Origin of the sequence: Parabacteroides timonensis (genome assembly GCF_900128505.1) — a bacterium.
In the GTDB taxonomy this organism is placed as follows: domain Bacteria; phylum Bacteroidota; class Bacteroidia; order Bacteroidales; family Tannerellaceae; genus Parabacteroides; species Parabacteroides timonensis.
Genome location: NZ_LT669941.1, coordinates 944219 through 962864, shown reverse-complemented (window position 1 = coordinate 962864; position 18646 = coordinate 944219). Strand labels below are relative to the sequence as shown.

The 18646-nt window shown below is 42.2% G+C and carries 15 protein-coding genes; all 15 read left to right on the top strand.

Features of this window, described 5'->3' with window-relative positions; all coding sequences use genetic code 11:
* Positions 1–41 precede the first annotated feature (41 nt).
* Positions 42–839, top strand: coding sequence for a hypothetical protein (locus tag BQ7394_RS11515; RefSeq protein ID WP_075557569.1), 798 nt, complete (start codon positions 42–44; stop codon positions 837–839).
* A 597-nt stretch (positions 840–1436) separates the two neighbouring features.
* Positions 1437–2420, top strand: coding sequence for a tyrosine-type recombinase/integrase (locus BQ7394_RS11510; RefSeq protein ID WP_075557568.1), 984 nt, complete (start codon positions 1437–1439; stop codon positions 2418–2420).
* Between the two features lie 448 nt (positions 2421–2868).
* Positions 2869–3162, top strand: coding sequence for an HU family DNA-binding protein (locus BQ7394_RS11505; protein ID WP_075557567.1), 294 nt, complete (start codon positions 2869–2871; stop codon positions 3160–3162).
* A 33-nt stretch (positions 3163–3195) separates the two neighbouring features.
* On the top strand, positions 3196–3786 hold the full coding sequence (locus tag BQ7394_RS11500; protein WP_075557566.1) for a DUF3575 domain-containing protein: 591 nt from the start codon (positions 3196–3198) through the stop codon (positions 3784–3786).
* A 13-nt stretch (positions 3787–3799) separates the two neighbouring features.
* Complete coding sequence (locus BQ7394_RS11495) at positions 3800–5230, top strand: DUF3868 domain-containing protein (protein ID WP_075557565.1); 1431 nt, start codon at positions 3800–3802, stop codon at positions 5228–5230.
* A gap of 34 nt (positions 5231–5264) precedes the next feature.
* Entirely contained in the window at positions 5265–7013 is a 1749-nt protein-coding gene (locus tag BQ7394_RS11490; protein ID WP_167369472.1) for an Mfa1 family fimbria major subunit, read from the top strand.
* A 28-nt stretch (positions 7014–7041) separates the two neighbouring features.
* Positions 7042–8037 (top strand): FimB/Mfa2 family fimbrial subunit, encoded by a 996-nt coding sequence (locus BQ7394_RS11485; RefSeq protein WP_082211864.1) that lies wholly within the window; start codon positions 7042–7044, stop codon positions 8035–8037.
* Positions 8034–9155 (top strand): hypothetical protein, encoded by a 1122-nt coding sequence (locus BQ7394_RS11480; protein ID WP_075557564.1) that lies wholly within the window; start codon positions 8034–8036, stop codon positions 9153–9155. Before BQ7394_RS11485 ends, BQ7394_RS11480 begins: the two co-directional genes overlap by 4 nt.
* A gap of 26 nt (positions 9156–9181) precedes the next feature.
* Positions 9182–10291 carry a hypothetical protein gene (locus BQ7394_RS11475; RefSeq protein WP_075557563.1) on the top strand — a complete coding sequence of 370 codons (1110 nt, stop codon included), beginning with the start codon at positions 9182–9184 and terminating at the stop codon, positions 10289–10291.
* On the top strand, positions 10288–11631 hold the full coding sequence (locus tag BQ7394_RS11470) for a fimbrillin family protein (RefSeq protein WP_075557562.1): 1344 nt from the start codon (positions 10288–10290) through the stop codon (positions 11629–11631). Before BQ7394_RS11475 ends, BQ7394_RS11470 begins: the two co-directional genes overlap by 4 nt.
* Before the next feature lie 2 nt (positions 11632–11633).
* On the top strand, positions 11634–13478 hold the full coding sequence (locus BQ7394_RS11465; protein WP_075557561.1) for a fimbrillin family protein: 1845 nt from the start codon (positions 11634–11636) through the stop codon (positions 13476–13478).
* Between the two features lies 1 nt (position 13479).
* The gene (locus BQ7394_RS11460; protein ID WP_075557560.1) at positions 13480–15888 is read left to right on the top strand and encodes a fimbrillin family protein; all 2409 of its coding nucleotides are present in this window, start codon (positions 13480–13482) and stop codon (positions 15886–15888) included.
* A gap of 23 nt (positions 15889–15911) precedes the next feature.
* Entirely contained in the window at positions 15912–17387 is a 1476-nt protein-coding gene (locus tag BQ7394_RS11455) for a fimbrillin family protein (RefSeq protein ID WP_139317700.1), read from the top strand.
* A gap of 144 nt (positions 17388–17531) precedes the next feature.
* On the top strand, positions 17532–18062 hold the full coding sequence (locus tag BQ7394_RS11450) for a hypothetical protein (protein WP_075557558.1): 531 nt from the start codon (positions 17532–17534) through the stop codon (positions 18060–18062).
* A 247-nt stretch (positions 18063–18309) separates the two neighbouring features.
* Positions 18310–18588 carry a D-Ala-D-Ala carboxypeptidase family metallohydrolase gene (locus tag BQ7394_RS11445; RefSeq protein WP_075557557.1) on the top strand — a complete coding sequence of 93 codons (279 nt, stop codon included), beginning with the start codon at positions 18310–18312 and terminating at the stop codon, positions 18586–18588.
* The last annotated feature ends 58 nt before the right edge of the window (positions 18589–18646 follow it).

Genomic DNA, 18646 nt, shown 5'->3' with positions numbered 1-18646 from the left:
TGAATTATAGTGTATCTTTGCCCGTAAAAAATATTAATTTAATGGATTTATATGCTTATATATCATTGCATTCCTTCGTCGAAGGATGCATGGGGACAACCGGGGAACCGGCACTTATTTTACAGGCTGATAATTTATTATATACCGTTCTTCAGGAAGAATATCAATATGGATTGTCACTGCTTCGGAAGGCGATAGGAGAGTATGAAATACAAAAAGGGATTCCGGCAGAAGAGAGCAAACAGGCTATTCCTTTTTTTCGTGAGAAGCGTCGTATGCTGATCGGGCCGGAAATGGATATTTATAAATTGTCTTTCTATGAAAATGAAACGGAGCTCCCGGAAATGGTAAAATCCGCTAAACAAGCCTACCTGCGTTTGTCTTTCGATTATGAGCAACTGGCGGAACATTGCCTTTTCGAAAACATGTTTCTGGTTCGTTGTAAATACGATGAAAGACAGATACTCGATAACTTTATTGTGCAGATGGAACGTGAATACGATAAGTTCTTTTTCGATGATGAGCACAGTGGCTTTACATCCGATTCCCGCTTCTTTTCGCTTTTATGTAATGCTTGTCTGGAAGTAAAGGAACCGTCGTGTGCACCGGAGAAAGAATGGAGGCTGGCAGTCCTTCGTAGTCCGGTCGATGCCGGTTACCGGTATGAGGATGGACAATTGAGACCTTTCGTTCCCATTTCTTTGCCGTTGAATGCTATCCGTAAAGTCACTTTGCTCGACAGTGAAAAAGAAGAATTGAACTTTAGTGCCCTTGCCGGTTTTATGCAACGCATCGGTTTGTCACCGGAACGTTACCTGGAAGGATTGCTGGAAGAATAACTAATTCATATTTACATTTTGCTATTTTATCTCCTTAGCCAGTCTTCTGTATGAAGGCTTGGTTAAGGATATCTTTTTTTATGCGTTTCTCCCGGCGTTCAGTAAATACAGAAAGATAACCTAAAAGCTGAACTGATAAATTTTTGTTCTTTATCTGCTGATGACCTGCCGGAAAATTAAAGTACCTGTTAGCCTTTACCACCGAAAGACAAACATATTGTCATTAGATGTTGAGTTCGGTTTTTTCTCGTTATAGAGATAAAAAGGGAAGATTTCGATCCGTTTTCTTATCCGAAGAGACCATTTCTTGCTTTTACCTGCCGGTGTATTCCCGTCACCCGGCAGGTAATTCAATTTCTCTGCCGGGTAAATCTGTATCAGCTGCCGGAAAAAATAAATTATGAGCCGGGTGAAGAGAACTATGACCGTGCAAAAAAGGTTTATAGGGGAAGAAATGGGAGCGGAACAGGGTGAAATTACCCTGAAAGCGTTCTCCATGGAAAAAGTGATGTTACAAATAATGGAATAAAATGATATATTTGATTTTAATTCCTGTAAAAGTATAACATTTTGATTTACTAATATAACCAATCATGTATGGCAATAACAAAAGAAAACAATCAGAAGAAAAAAGGGCTTTTTCTGCATGAATATGTCGGTCGACGGGCAGAAAGCAAGCGACTGATGGGAAAAGACAGTACGGCTGATCTTTATCAGGCAGCCGGTCATCATTTCTTTGTCTTCCTGGGAAACAGGGATATTCGGGTCTGTGACGTAACAGCGACTCAGGTGAACGATTTTCAGGCTTACTTACAGGCAAAAGGATTAAAGATCAATACGATCAACAGCTACCTGAGCAGTCTCCGGGCGATATACAATGCTGCTTTCGACGACAAACCGTTTAAAAGAAAACTGCATCCGTTCCACAAACTGAGACTGAAACGCGATATGACGGTTAAAAAGCCATTGTCGGACCAGCAGGTGAAAAAGATGGCGACAGCCGATTTTCGTGACCGTCCCGATCTGACCCTGGCAACGGATCTGGCTCTATTCAGCTTTATGGCGTATGGCATGCCTTTTGTAGACATGGTGCACCTGACGCGGAAGAATATCCATGGACAGGCTATCGTGTACAACCGTCATAAGACCGGTATCGAGATACGTGTCGAGATCACTTCTGGCATGTGGCAGATAATCCGTAAATATGAATCACCGGGGAGCGATTACCTTTTCCCTGTGATGTTTGCCTCGGCTACTTACCAGCAGTATAAGTCCATGCTGTCTTCCCATAACGAAACATTGAAACAGGTGGGGCAGTTATTGGGTATCCATAATAACCTTACCTCGTATGTGATGCGTTATACCTGGGCCTCCGAAGCCCGTCGGTTGCATGTGGATATCGCCGTGATCAGTCAGGCATTAGGGCATACGAACGAAAAAACGACGCGGGGCTACTTCAACCGACTCGACCAGCCGGAACTCGATCAGGCGAATCAAAAGATAACGAACCAGATTTGTAAAATACTGTTGGATAAGCAGAAACGCATAAATTGGCGGGGAGTTGAAGCTACTTATTTATGAAATAAGAGGTCACTTATTTATGAAATAAGAACAATTACGAAATGAACATTGATTCTTATTCGCTTTTGTCTTAATACCTAATACTAGATGTCCACAAAGGTAAGAAGATTAGAAAAAATAAAGAAAAAATCATCATGTTTTTTATGTGTATGGGTAGTAAAGAAAATCTGGTATTAGCGTTTTGTCTGTAATTTACAATTTTTTTGCCGGTAATAGCTTGTTTATATTGAATTTGATAAAATGAGAATATGATCGGTCACCCTTCCTTGTGTTTTAACAGCTGTTATGTGAAAGTAACAGTGGATTTATACTCTTTTAAACACAATTGAAAGATAAAATAAAAGAAAAACTATCCTATTGTCTTTCAGTCTTTCTTTCTCAGTGTGGTTTTTCCGGGCTGATAAAACTTATTTCATAAATAAGTTCAAACAAAACAACACACACTAGTATGGATAAAAGAACCCTGGAATCAAGAGTATCTGAGAAATTGGGGATCCCTCAATACAAAGTGAACCTGTTCATCAATACGTTGCTGGAATCCATAACGGAAGCACTGGAACAAAACGAAGAAGTATCCATCCGAGGCTTTGGAACATTCCTGCCTAAAAGGCAAAAAACACGTCCCGTCCGCAATCCCCAGAATGGGGAACCCTGCATGTTGGAGCCTTCTGCCACCGTCAAATTCTGTGTAGGCAGCGACCTGAAAAAACGGCTGAATAAAGACAGCCATATCCAAAAGTAAAAACAAGAATAATAACCAATAAAACAAAACTATATGAAAAAGAGTTTCTTTTTACTGATTTTCAGCCTCCTGGCCTTTGGCCTTTCGGCACAAAACGAACTGTCGGAGAGCATGGGATCGGTTGCCGGTATCAAAACCAACATTCCCTATTTGGGTACGGCAACATTTAACCTGGGTGCGGAAGTGCGCCTGGCCCGTCACTGGAGCGTGGAAGCCGAGGTCGGCCTGAATCCGTTCGACGGAAAGCACGATGACGGCAGCTACGGCAAATCCCTTAAGCATCTGCGCGTTCATCCGGAACTACGTTACTGGTTCTGCGAAACATTCTATAAACATTTTATCGGATTGCATGTACCATACCTGTTGTACAACGTCTCTGACATCAAGCTCCTGGGAACGGAGAACGAACGTCACCAGGGTTGGGGAGCCGGTGTGGGCATCAGCTACGGGTATTCCTGGATCCTTTCCAAGCACTGGAATATGGAAGCGACTGTCGGTGTGGGTTATCTCTACCTCGAATCGGATAAGTATCCCTGCACCAACTGCGGCAACAAGATCGAGACCGTCAAGAAACACTATTTCGGTCCTACACAAGCGGCTGTCAGCTTGATTTATCAATTCTAAATCTTTAAGACGCATGAAAAAGAAAAACATACCCTTTATAACCGCCGGCCTGCTACTTTCAGCCTTAACCGCCGGCGCACAGGAAATCGTTGTCCGGGACAAGATCGTGGAAAAGGCCGATACATCGCTGGTGATCGGCATGACACTCGACCTCAGTCAGATCGAAGTGGCAGGCGACCGCAGTATCGTCTGTACGCCGGTGATCGTCCGCGATGACAGCATACGACCACTCACCCCGGTGATCATCAATGGCCGCAGCCGTCATATATTATATGAACGTACAGGCCGTAATTTTATAGAAAACAGAGAAATCGAGTTGCGCCGCCGCAACGGTGAGGAACAGAGTGTGGACTACCAGACCCGTACTCCGTTTGCCCGCTGGATGGAAAAGTCGGAAGTAGCCCTTATCACCGATGAATGCGGTTGCGGGTGGGACTCCTTGCAAAGTACCCGTTCCCCCTTGTTCGCCATCAACCTGGCAGAACCAATTGTCCTGAAACCCTTCCTTTGCTATCAAACGCCAAAAGTCGAAGCAGTAAAAGCCAGAGCGAAAGAGGGAAGCGCTTTTCTCGATTTCCCGGTCAACAAGATCACCATTTATCCTGATTATCGCAATAACCCGCAGGAGTTGAGAGCGATACGGGAGACGGTCGAGTCGGTACGGAATGATAAGTACGCCACTATCACCGAGGTGTATATCAAAGGATACGCTTCACCCGAAGGCAGCTACTCCAACAATGCCTACCTGGCAGAGAACCGCGCCAAGGCCTTGCGTGATTACGTAAAAGGCTTGTATCATTTCGACCAGGCCGCCTTTACGGTCGACTTCGAACCGGAAGACTGGGCAGGGCTGGAGAAACGGTTGGAAACGATGTCGTTGCCGGACAAGGCCGAACTGCTTGCCATCATCCGCGCGGACGAACCTTCTGATTTGGATAAAAAGGAATGGAAGCTCAAGACGCTGAACGGGGGTACTTCTTATAAGATCCTGTTGCGTGATGTTTATCCGGCCCTTCGCCATTCGGACTATGCGGTGAAGTACACGATCCGCAACTTCACGGTCGAAGAGGCGAAAGAGTTACTTTACACTGATCCGAAGCAGCTTAGCTTGAGTGAAATGTTCCAGGTTGCACAAACCTACGAACCGGGCAGCCGGCAGTATAATGAGGTCTTCGAGATCGCTGTTCGCATGTATCCGGACGATCCCGTTTCGAATCTGAATGCAGCCAATACGGCTATCGGCAACGGTCAATTGGAACAGGCAAAACGCTATCTCAGTAAGACCGTTGACTCTCCGGAGAAACAGTTGGCTTTGGCAGCTATCGCCATGTTAGAGGGGAAACTGGATAAAGCGGAGACGATACTGTCGGATCTGAAAAACACGTCTGTTTCCGGACAGGCGGAAGAAAATCTGAAACAGATCGCTGCCAAGCGGAATGAATAACATCAAAATGTGAACGTGAAAAGTATAAATAAAAATGAAAATATTCAGTACATCATTCTTATGGATACTGCTTTTCCTGATCGGGTTCGGTTGCAGCGATGAGATGTCGTCGGATGGTCAGGATACATCGGAAGTGACGGATCCTGTATATATAAAATTCACGGTCGGATTTCGTTCGGAAGGGACTTCGACGCGGAGTGCTACGACAGATCCGGATGATGACGATTATGTGACGTCGGAAGACGGCAAGGAGATCGGCAAAGACCGGGAAAACCACATTCAAGAAATCCTGTTGCTTTTTGCCGACAAGGAGGGAAAATATATCCATTCCGGGAATTATCCCATCACACAGAAACCTTCCAATACGTATGTAATCAGTATGTCGTTGGCACGGCTGGAAGAGTATAACCGGGCAGGAGATATCCGGGTCTACCTGTTTTGTAACCCGGGCGATGCGCTGAAGCGTGCTGCCGGACAGTTGACTGCCGGAACGGCAATGACTGATTTCCTGAACGGATCGTACACGATCGCGGAGGGTGAGAGCGAAGATAGCCGGGCATGGCAGGATAATCGTTTTTTCATGTCGAATGCTATTCCCCATACAGCCTACTTCCCCGGTTCGTGGCCTGACTACCGGGATGAAGGTACACCCTGGAGCCTGGGAACCATTCGGGTGGAACGTTCTGTGGCTCGTTTCGATTACAGGGCGAAGATGTCGAACAATATCTATCGTGTGTATGACAAAACAGATGGTTCGACTGCTTACAGTCGCAATCCGCAAGTGTATATCCAGCTGACCGATGTTGCCCTGGTCAACATGAGCAAAAGCTTTTATTACTGGCGACGTGTCTCCAACGCAGCCGACGGTATCTCCAACCCGGAAATCAGCGGAACGGAAACGCCAGTCAACTATGTGGTCGATACAGATGCAACCCGGAAACGTTCATACACAAAGAAGAATTGGCCGGACAAGACCGACTACTTTTTCTATAACCTGGAGTCACCGGCCGACCGGGTATTTACCCGTCTGAGCGATATAGCTGACAATGAAGAAGATGAAGACGAATCGTGGAACAACGACCAGGTGCATAACGGGTATCATATCTGGCGATATGCATCCGAAAACACCATACCGAATGTCGAACGGCAGCGAAACGGAATTACTACCGGCATAATGTTCAAGGCAGTCATTAAGGCAGCCGAAGGCAGTTCACTGGAAAAAATGCAGGAAGCCGGAAGAAAGATCTATGTATTCGACAACAAACTTTATGGTGACTGGGAAGCCGTAGAACAGGCAGCGGCCACCGGAGAAAACGAGGAATTGAAAAAGGCTTGCGAAGCTGTAAACTCCGGTTCTTCATTGAAGCAGGCCGGATTCACCGTTTATGCCCCTGATACTCGGGACGGGAATTATTATACTTACTATTATTACTGGAACCGGCATAACGATAATCGGAAAGCAGCCGTTATGGGCCCGATGGAATTTGCCGTCGTACGTAATAATGTGTATAAACTCCAGGTGGATGCTATCTACCGGTTCGGTTATCCCGAGGGTACTTATCCGGACCCGAATACACCGGATGAAGTTGATCCGGAAGATCCGGAAAAACCAGACCCTGATCCAACACCCGATCCTGATCCTGACCCGGATCCCGAACCAACCCCTGACCCTGATCCGGAACCTAAACCGGATCCAACTCCGCATTTAAAGCTGACAGTGGAGGTTCTTCCGTGGGTAGTGCGTGAATATGAAATAAATTTTGGTGATAAGCAAGAACAGTAAACAAATAATCATTAGACGAATAATAACAATGAAACATTTATATTCAATATTTTTATGGGTGTTACCGATTGTCATGTTCACTTCGTGTAACTTTATTCACGACGACGATCCGGAGCCATGTCCGCACGGCGTATTGTTGCGTTTTGTGTATGATTACAACATGGAATATGCCAATGCTTTCCCAAGTAAGGTGGATTGCCTGACACTTTATATTTATGATGAAGAGGGGAATTATGTTGCTACCCACACTGAGACAACCGATGTGCTTAGCGATGAAAACTATCGCATGCCGATCGATTTGGAAGCCGGTAAATATCATTTTGTGGCTTATGGAGGTCTGGCTTGTGCCGACCATTCTTTTAGCGTAACGGCTGAACCGGATGCAACAAACAACCGACTTTCCGACTTGTCTGTCCTGATGCAACATAATAAATTGACTTCCGACAAGGCTTTGCACGGTCTGTTTTTCGGAGATCTGGATATGACAATAGAAGAGGGAGACTATAAGGAAGAGACTCTCTATATGATGAAGAATACGAATAATATCCGCATCATTCTTCAGCAGATGAACGGCCAGCCGGTGTCGGACGATGATTTCACATTCCGGATTGTGAATGACGACAATACATTGTTTGCCTACGATAATAGCCTGTTGACGAACGGATTTATTACCTACTTGCCCTGGGCACAGGGACAACGCACGGTAGGGGATACCGGAGGTGACGCTTCGAAGGTAACTGTGGCTTATGCTGAGTTTTCCACATCTCGCCTGACAGTAGGGAATCATCCGCGTTTGATTATCACGAACAAGCAGAACGGCAGTGAAGTAGTCAACATACCGTTGAATGACTATCTGTTGTTATTGAAGAGTGATTTGTATGCGGGGATGGAGGATCAGGAGTTCCTGGATCGCGAAAGCGAATGGTCGATGATCTTCTTCCTGGATGAGAATCATCTGTGGGTGAATGCTCATATTATTATCAATGATTGGGTTGTACGATTGAATAATTTGTCGGCATTATGAGTAGAAAAATAATACATATCCTTTGCCCTTGTTGGATCTGGCTCCTTCTATTGCTTTTTTCTTCTTGTTCGCAGGAAGAAGCAGAAGAGCAAGTGTTGCCGGATTCGATGGTCAACCTGAGGATACAAGCAGTCATACCAGGGATGGAGACAAAGGCTGAAGATATTCCTGAACGGGAGGAAATAACGAACTTACGTATCATAGTGGTGGATAAGGATACTAGAGAGGTTGAATATAACGCATTATCTCCTTTTAGTCGTCCTAAAAGCTCTTATGACATTCCGGTGACAAAAGATGGAACGAAATGGGTTTATCTGTTAGGAAATGCAGAAAGCATATCGTCATTGAATTTGAAGGACATCAGGACTGGTAGAACTTGGAATGAAGAACTATTGGATAATTTTGTTTTTGAAGATTTGGGGAGTCCGATTCCTTTTACATCCAAACGGTATGAAGTATATGTTAAAGATACGGATGTAAATTTGGAATGTCATATCGCAATTGCTGCAATCAAGTTTACTTTCAATTTTAAGAATAACACCCAACAAGATTTGGTCATTAACTCTTATTCAATATCCTCGATTGCAACAAAGTCTTATTTGTTGCCACATCTCAGTAATGATGAAGCATGGAATGACTGGATTGATTTTATGACCAACTTACCAGAGGATGGGGTGAATATGGATGAATATATAACAGACTATGAAGTGCCGGATGTTCTAGGTGGTGAAGAGGATTTTCATCAACCAGCGGTGAATGAACGGGATTTTGAATTAAAAGTAAAAGCAAAAGCAAAAGAGACAACAACATACGGCCCTATTTATTTGCATGAAAGTTATTATACAGATCCGTTTAAAAGCAAGGCTGACGAACAAGTTTATACCATCACGTTCGGAATGGGACCGGAGGGGGGACCTTCAATGGACTACACTGCTGAAATCAAGGGTCTGAAATCCCTAATTCGCAGCACTCATGTTATTCTAAATGTGAATGTAAACAAGTTAGATGACGGTTCTAGTACGAGTGCCATTTGGGCGGAAATAAAAATTTGGGGCAAAGAGTGTGTAGAGGGATCCTGGGAAGAAGTTGAAGACGATCAGGCTACTTCGAAAGATTAATATAAATGATTTAAAAAGTAAATTGTATGGATAAACTAAAATATATGATCCTGTCTGTCTGGCTATTTTCGATGGGGGGGTGTACCTCTGAAGAAATGATGCCGGGAGATAAAGTCAAGGACGCAGAGGTCCGATTGTCGGCATCGATTGCTGGATCGGCTATATCCACTCGTGCTGGAGATGAAAGTTATCTGAATACAACTTTTAAAGAGGGAGATCAAATACGACTTGTCAATACAGTGTTCTTTTCTGAACCGGAGTTTGATAAAGCACAGGCTTTTGTTTATAATGGAGGAGATATGGAAGGCAATGACTATCCATTCGAATCTGTCGGTGACTCCGAAACAACGGGTGGTGTAGAGTCTGGTGATGACCAAGAGGATCCCGTAAGTTGGGAGGACTTCAAACCGACATCTTTGGCTTATGTGTTTGAGGCGGCTTATGTCCCGAACCGGCCTTCTTCAAGCATAGAAGAGGGGAATGATTCTTATTTGCCGGTAATACCGACAGATCAAGGTAACGATGATGGAGTTGGTTTTAAAAATGCAGATCTGTTGCTGGCACACCACCGTATGCTGCTGGACGAGAAATATAATGATATAAGACTGATTTTCCATCATGTATTTGTTATGGTAAAAGCGGAAATCATTGTTCCTATTGGTCTCGGGGGATTGGATAGGGATGCATTGCTATCGGCTACTTTGAAAAATGTACAGACTGAATATGAACTAAAGTATTCTGAAACAATAACGAATGATGGTTTGCGCACGGTGGTAGGAAAAGGAGATCCGACAGACGTGACAATGTGGAAGCAGTCGTCGCCGTTAACATCCAATGATCAGCAAACCTATGTCTTTTTAGCTATCATTCCTTTACCTGAAAATAATCTTATAAACGATAGGGATTTTCTACATTTTCAAGTAAAATCTAATGGCGGTATAAATACATATAGGTTTGTTCCGAAGGAAGCTATACCATTGAAGCAGTCTTGTATAACAACCTTAAAGTTGAAATTAAGTGAAGATGGAAACATTGCAATTCCTTTGTCAGCTGAGATAAAAGACTGGAATAATGCGACAGGAAGTGCGAATTTACATCCGGAAACGAAAACACCAGATGGAGGAGGAGAAATATGAAAACAATACAAATGATCGTAGCAATCGGTATCTGTTTGTTCGCTTCTGCTTGCTCGGACGAGAGGCCGTATGGTCCGGTAGTAGATGAAAAAAATGCATTGGAAATAATCGTTTCAATCAACGAGGAACAACAAACTAAAGCTGATGGAGAAATAAAGGATGATGTTGATATAGATACAGACGATAAAGCTCAGGTTACTTATTATTTTTCGTATGTAGAAAAGAGTAGTGCAGACAACTTCTATACAACTATTGATGTAACAGGAACTGAAAACAATGTAAGCGATAAGGATTGGGAAGGGCGTCCTTATAAAACTAAGGAGCCTCAGGATCAATTAACATGGGGTGATATTAATTTGAAAAGTCGCCACTTTATATTGGATAATATTCAATATAATGTAAGAGAAAAACCTACGTCTTCACAAACTATAAGCTTTCCAACTGGGGACGACGGCAGTGGGTACAGCAAGTATGACGCTGCTCCAGCTCCGGAGATAGTAGGAACTGGTAATGATATTTTATGGGGGCAATTGGAGGTTAGTAAACAACAAGGAGAGATATTAAATCCACTACACTTTGAATTGGAGCATAAGATGTCTAAAGTGACGTTTGTGATATTCTCAGAAGAAGAGAAAGTTCAATCTTCTTTGAAAGAAAGTGGTGTAAATGTGACGTTATCCGGTGTGATTTTAAAGTCTGCTTCGTTTAATCGGTTGACAGGAAAAGTGATTGCCGGAAAGAGTAAATCAGATCAGCAGCTCAACGGTGAGTTTGAAAATGGCTCATATATTACAAAAGCCTGGATATTTCCACCTCAAATATTTGGAGATGAGGATAGACCCAAATTAAGTGTTCAAGTTGGTGGTGTAACTTATACTGGTCCACTAAATGCATCTATGCAAATAGAGAATAGCATAACGAAGCCATTAGAGTTTCTTGCCGGATATCATTTGATTATTGAAGCTGAATTAGGGAATTTTAATGATCGTAATATTTATTTTGAACCAGTTCTGGTTGAGAAATGGAATGTGTTGCCGGATAAAGATTTATCGGTTGGTCAGGTTGGTATTCGTACTACTGAGGAATTGAGAGAGTGCATGGACGCTTTTAGTAAGATCTCAAGTTTAAGCAGTTCAGATGAGAACATTTGGATTTTGAGGAAATATGGGGTGCAAAATGGAGACAGTTGGACTTTTTATCTCTGGAAAGACTTAACGGATGTTTGTGATGAGGCATTTAATGAGTTCTTGACATCGTTATCGTCGTCTCATACGTTTCAATGGAATGGTCATACAATTAATGAAAAAGGAGAATCTAGTTTTAAAAAAGATACTGAATAATTATGAAACCAATACTACAATACGGATTACTCTTTTGTTTCGGCTTTTTCTTTTGTACGGCTTGTACAGAAGAGTCGGATACAGAAATTATAGATGGAACGCACACCTATCTGAGAGCTATTGCCACGATAGGTGATGCGACGACGGTACAAACGAAAACTGAAGGTGACGGTGGTGGTGAGGCTGAAGACGTTGGATCAACACCTCCCTGTGATATATATGGTACACAGATGGATAAACTTTACTCATATCTTCCCACATCCAATAAAGATGGAGGTTTTAAAGAAGGAGATAAGGCTAAAATCGGAATATACTCACTTTATGGCGTTGGAGGATCTACGGATGAAGATCGGTTGATTAATATTCCCTTAACACATGTCGGAGGTAAAAAGGGGTATTTTCAAAATGAAGATATTAAGATACCCTCTATGACTAACCTGGGACGCACATTGGCTTATTATCCTTATAATGAACATAATAAGGGCGCTGATGAATCTACTGGTATAGATGAATCATCTGGTGATTTTTCATACCCGATAAGTCTTTATTATGAAGATGGTTTTACAAATCTAAATAAGGACGACAAGAATAAAGTAATAGACCTGTTAGTTGCAGTCAATAGCGGAACCGTTACATCTACCGGAGAGTTCATTTTTAGTTTTAAACATGCTTGTTCCATGTTGCTGATCTTTCCGGGAGAAGGATTTGAGCATTTGAATACTCCTCTTGAAGGCGGAACCAAGAATGATGATGCTAGTGGAGGTTCTTCTTTAAGCAAGGAGGTAACAGTCTATTTAAAACACTCCATAAATGCACGTGTGACTTATAAAAAAGGAGGGAACTTTTCTCTTTCTATGGATAAAACAGGTGCTGATGATCATTTAGAATTTCCAACCAACCGCTGTGATGCGTATAAGTTGGCTGGAACATCCTGGAGTAAAAGCAAAACTGTTTACTCTGTGATATTACCTCCGGAGGCAGAAATTGATTATATCAAAATGACTGATGATAACGGTACGGTACAGTATGTAAGACCCGCCGAAGATTTAGCGGTTCATAAACCTTTGACCGGAGGTACCCGATATCCGATAACTGTTAAATTAGAGGGAGTGGAACCGGCTATTTATCCGCATGAGATTGTGGAATGGGATGATGTGACGGTAAAAATAGAAAGTAGGGGTATCGATGATTTAGAGGATTTGAAAGGTTGGATGGAGGCATATAATGATGGTAATAATGATGGTAATAATGAAAATTTGTCTAAATATGGAGAAAATAACGGCGGCAAGTGGACTTTTTATCTCAACAAAGATATAGATTGTTCCAGCTTGGAAGAATCTTATCAGTATCTTATTAAAACATTCAACGCCACATTAGACGGTCGCAATCATACACTAAGCGGTTTAAAGTTTAAGAAAAGTACAACTCGTAATGATGATAATAATATCGGATTTATCGGTAAGTTGGCTGAAGGCGGAACCGTGAAACGGTTGAAAATAGATGGTATAACCATAGAAAAGGACAATTTGACCAGTAGCGATAATATTGGTACTATCGCCGGAACCATCGCAGGGGGTACCGTTGAAAATTGTACAGTGACAAATATAAATATCTCTTGTGATGCAGGAAATGTAGGTGCCTTGGCCGGAACGGTTTCTAGTGGTTCTGCAAAAACATGTAGATTTGAGGGAGCTTTGTATTTAGGTGTAGATGCGATTCATGATGATAAACATCTTTGGGGAAAGAAAGAGGGGGTCGATGACTTTAGTGCTGCTCCAATCAAAACTAATCTCTTTGTGTATAAATCAAAAAAGGTAGAGGAGAATACAGAAGAAAATACAAATTGATATGCAAAAATATATTTTAATCATATACAGCATAATATGCTATAGCCTGTTGGGTTGTACAGATGAACCATGGGCTGAAAAAAGGAATCCGGGACAGAACGAGGGTGTTCCGGTGGAATTTGTGATGGAACTACCCCAACGCACTCTTTTGACCCGGACAGGAGAGGAAGGAGGGAGTTCTATTGAGTTTGACGAAAAAGTAGCATTTAAGGATGGAGACAAAATCCAGATAATTGCTAATTTTTACGGAAAAACGGAAAATGATCCTGGTGTTAAAAGCGGAAAATTTATAAGTTCTGTTTGTTGTTTCCTGGAATATAATCAGGAGGGAGATAAATGGGTGAATAATTCGGGTGAAGTTTTGTGCTGGCCACTCGATTCGGAATCAGCCGTGTTTGCTGCATTTTACTATCCCGGGTTCGACGGTATGCTCAGGATGAATGAAGCGACTCTGCCTGTTTCGCTGGATACGTTGACTATTCAATCGGATCCGCTAATGACAAAAGAGGTCACTGTAAACGAATACGGCCATGCTGTTTCTTTGAAATTCGAACATAAGTGCACCAGATTGGTATTGACGGATGTTGGAGATTTTTTAAACACCGGTTATATCCCCGACAAATTGTGGCTGACTAGTGAAATTGCAAATCCGAATGGGGATAAGGAACCGCTCACGAATACTTTTCAGCTTATGGCAGTAGGAACAGAGGGAGGTGCTCAAAGTTTTAAATTTGCTTTTACCGAAGAATTGGTTGCAAGCCCATCTACAAGAGAAGAGTCTGGCAATAATACTGATAAAACATCGATTACGGTTAGGGGAAATCAGATAGCCTCAACAACCCGAGATACAGAAGGTACAAAAGGGCAGGATGCCATTGTTTTCTTTTTGCCACCGGGTGATTACAGTACGGCGACATTAAGCCTTCGTCCGGGTCGTCCTTTGCTTAGCTGGAAGGATGTAAACGCTTCTACTTGTGGCGAGGGTTTGCAAAAACTGGAAGCCGGAAAATCGTATGTGGTTTCTATGAATGATTTGGGAGGGCATATTACAATGGATGGCGATGCGGATGATTGGGAACAGGATGGGGATGACGTTGTTAAGCTAAACTCGTTTGAATTGCAGGAATTTTTGAACGCTATAAGTGCCGGTAAAGAGTATTCATGTCAAATAGGAGAAGATGAAAAAGAAACTCAATTGTTAGATGTGATAGATAATGAGGTTGTGCTGTTGAAATGTATTGATTTTGCCAATCAGGAATTCAATCCGGTAGCATTGGAAATGGGTAGAAGTTTTGATGGTAATAAGCATTATTTTAAGAATATAAAGGATAAACCTGTATTTAGTATAATCCGTGGAGCTACAGTGAAGAATCTGGGACTCGAAGAGGTTCAGTTGTATGAAACTGTTGAGCAGGATGATGGCATAAATTCTATAGGAGCTTTAGCCTTTAAAAGTAAGAGTTCGACGATAGAAGGTATACGGTTGGAAAACATTAATGTGAATCTTACATCAGACTTACCCAATGGAGAAGTAGCCATTGGTGCTTTAGTCGGAAACAGTTCCGATACTCATATATCGGAAATTACCGTTGGAAAAATAACTGTCAGTATAACCGGAAAAGAACAAGATCCCGGTACATCATCGACCCTGATGCTTGGAGGACTTATCGGACAGAATGCCGGGGGTGAAAATGGATCGTTAAGGGGTGTGTCCATGCTTGATGGTGAAAGTATAATAACAGTAGAGAATGGTATGAAAGTTTCCAGCGGACATAATTATACCGGTGGTTTGGTCGGTCTTTCCTGGTGTAGCATTGAGAATTGTAAGATTCGGGCAGGTGTAGATGCTTCCGAAGCCGATGGCGTATGGAATTATACCGGAGGATTGGCAGGTGTCATGCGTGGTCATCATTTGGGGGCTACCGGAGGGGATGAACATATACATATAGAAATAAAAGACTCCCAGTATGATGGCAATGTACATGGTGGAATATGTCATGCTTATCTAGGGGGATCATCATCTATTGGACATTCATCGACCGGAAGTTTGATCGGTTATTCACTGGGGGCTAATACTAGTTCTTGTACGGCTCAAGGCGAAGTAAATTCGACAATAGGAGAACAAACAGGATCGTCCCAAACATATTATACAATAGGAGGAGCATTTGGTTGTATTCGTCATGAAAACAAAGATACCGACGTAGATGTGAATAATAACAGGGTGTATGTAAGGGTGAATAATGGCATTAACCCCATAGATGATTTTTGTATAGTAGGCTGGTTAGCTGGGGTTGCACCTGATGAGGTTAAAGAAAAGAATAATACAATAGAAATATCTACAACGTTAAATATGGTGGGTGAAGAAGACGAAAGTGTTCCCGATGCAGGCGATCTTAATTACATAAAATAATCACATAAAACGGAATAAACCGAATGAAAAGAAACGTATTATATATATGTATGCTATTAAGCTGCCTGTTGGTAGCATGTAGTGAAGAAGAGAAGATCCTTCCGGAGAATGTGAATGATAATCCGGAAGAGATTCTTTTCACCGGTGCGGTACAGAAATCGAAAGGTATATCGACACGCGCAAGTGAGAATTTAGACAATTATTTTGTCTTGAACTCGAACGAACATGATTTTGGTACATTTTATATTTGGATGGAGATTGGTTCAGAAGAGAGTTTGGAATACGATTTTAGTTCTTATAAAGCGCCTTCCGGTGAAGCCGGTGTCTTACGTGTTGCAGATGGGAATAAACTTATGTGGAAAGATGAGACTTCAAAACATACTTTTTATGCCTGGACGGAACCAAAAGGAGTTAAACGTCTAAATGGAAGTCTGACTGGGGTATTAACAGAAGATACTAAAGGAGGACTAAAAAGTACAGTCTCTTTTGGTACAAATACAGAAACCGAACTCGAAAATTTTATTATCACGCAAAAGGGACCGATTGTTTATAAAGAGTCGGGAAAGGACGTTGCCTTGTATTTTAAACGCCCGATAAGCAAGATAAAGTTGTTGACAGTGACACATTATACAAGCAATGGAACTAAAACACCATTTTATAAATGTACTATTGAATTTCCTAATTTATCTAAAACTGCGACATTTAATCCGTTTGGCTGGGAGAATACCGATGATACCGATGCCGGAAATTGTATAAAGAAGGGTGCTGAGAAAAGCCTTACATGGCAGTGGCAGAAAGATGGAGCCTCCAATGCACTTGCTGATTCCTTCTATGTACATCCTTTTAAATTTGGTTCTCTGGACGATGAAATAGAGGTTGATTCGAAAACTGAAGAGGGAAATATCGGCATTCATAATGATTTAGGTTTTTTTATTGTTACAATCAATGATGATGATGATGGGAATAAATCTTATACCGGAACTTTGGATGATTTGGAGCTTTTGTCCGGAACTACTTCCCAAAAAGAACTGTTTGCCGGAGATTGTATGGAGTTGCATTTGACGCTTCAAGATGGTGGCGGTGTCGGCGGAGGATATACGATAAAAGATTGGGATACCAACCCAATGGAGGGTGTTTCTGAATATCGCGTACCGGGTGTTTATACAGAAGAGGATGCAAAGAGGTTGTTAGAGGCATTGAAAAATGTAGAAGAAGGCATTGAAGGTGTAGCTTTAGAGAATTTAATACCTGATTTAATTGTCGAGAAAGATGATGGAACCCATATAAATTTCTTTACCCATGTGGATTGGAGTGACGAGGATGAACTTTCAAGCCTGAAAATCCCTGAGGGCTATATATTAGATGGAAACGGTTTTCGGTTAACCTTACCGGAAGGTGCGAATTTTGACGATAAGTCTGAAGAGCGAGTAGAAGATATCTATATCCAATTTGGTAAAGATGGTAAAGCTGAGTCTTATCCTAAAGAACCAACATCCTAAACTTCCTCCTAAAAACTTTTGAAGCCACAACCCTGACAGGAAGGTGTGTCAAAGTAACATTTGACATACTTTCCTGCTTTTTTCGTGTACCTGTCAGCCGGGGCAGGCGAGGGAATTTCCCCTTGCCGGTAAAACATATAATATATGTATAAACAATTAAAAGCCCTTTTCGGCAAAGAGACCCCATCGGTTAGTAAGTTTCAAAAAATTCTGAATGAGTTGTCACCCGCCCAGCGTTTGTATTATCTCCAACTGGCTTACAAGGCAGCTTTTTGCGAATGGGACGTGATGAACGTCCGCTATCGTTTGTTTTTGACCCATCTGTTTACCCGTGACTGGCAGCGTACGCTTAACTTCCTATTGGAAAAGACGGTGCTCGGCACGTTGCAGTTCGATTTGCAGGAACCTGAGATCATCCAGCGTTTTATCGGGCAACTGGAAAATCCGGAGAACAGCCCGAATCCCTCTTTTCTTCATTTGGCCTTTTCTCTGTTGCTGGTTTTTCCTTATTCCTGGACGGTCGGGTACCTGGGGGATAAGTTGCGGACACAAATTCTTACTTCGGAGGATCTTCTCCGATTGAATAAAGAGACGCTTCTGGGTAGTGATCCGGGAGATAAGTTTCATCGTGACTATAAAAAGTCTATAAAAAACAAAGGTAAAAAGCCTCACTGAAGTATCGGATTCCCTGGAAACGGAAACATTGTGTGAAATAAATCTAATAAAGCCGAAGATGATGACACTACAATAATGACAATGAAGAGCAGTTTTGAGGTAGCATTTATCCGTTTATATGACAATAAAGTGTTGAGTTGTCTTTATTATGGCAGGATATGTTTTTCTTACTCTTATATATTGTCAGTGTGTCCCGGTATCGGGCATAAAACTACAAATATATTAGTATTATGGCAATGAAGTTTAAATTGGTTACCAGAAGCCTTTACGCCAATTATATAAAGCTCCGATTGCTATCCTGAGCGGATATCGCAGTGAAACGGTAAACCGTCTGGCGGGTGGCGTTCCTGCGAGCCAGCACCGGAAAGGGGAAGCTGCGGATTGTTATGTTGTCGGAGGTCCGGAGAAGCTGCTCTCTCGTTTGAAAAGTTCGGGATTGGTTTTCGATCAGGCTATTTTGTATAAGCGGCGTCGTTTCCTGCATCTTTCATTGAAAAAGGAGGGGAGAAACCGGATGCAGGGTTGAGCAAGTTTATACACAGAAAGATCGCTCTGTAATAAGTCGTAGAGCGATCTTTTGGTTT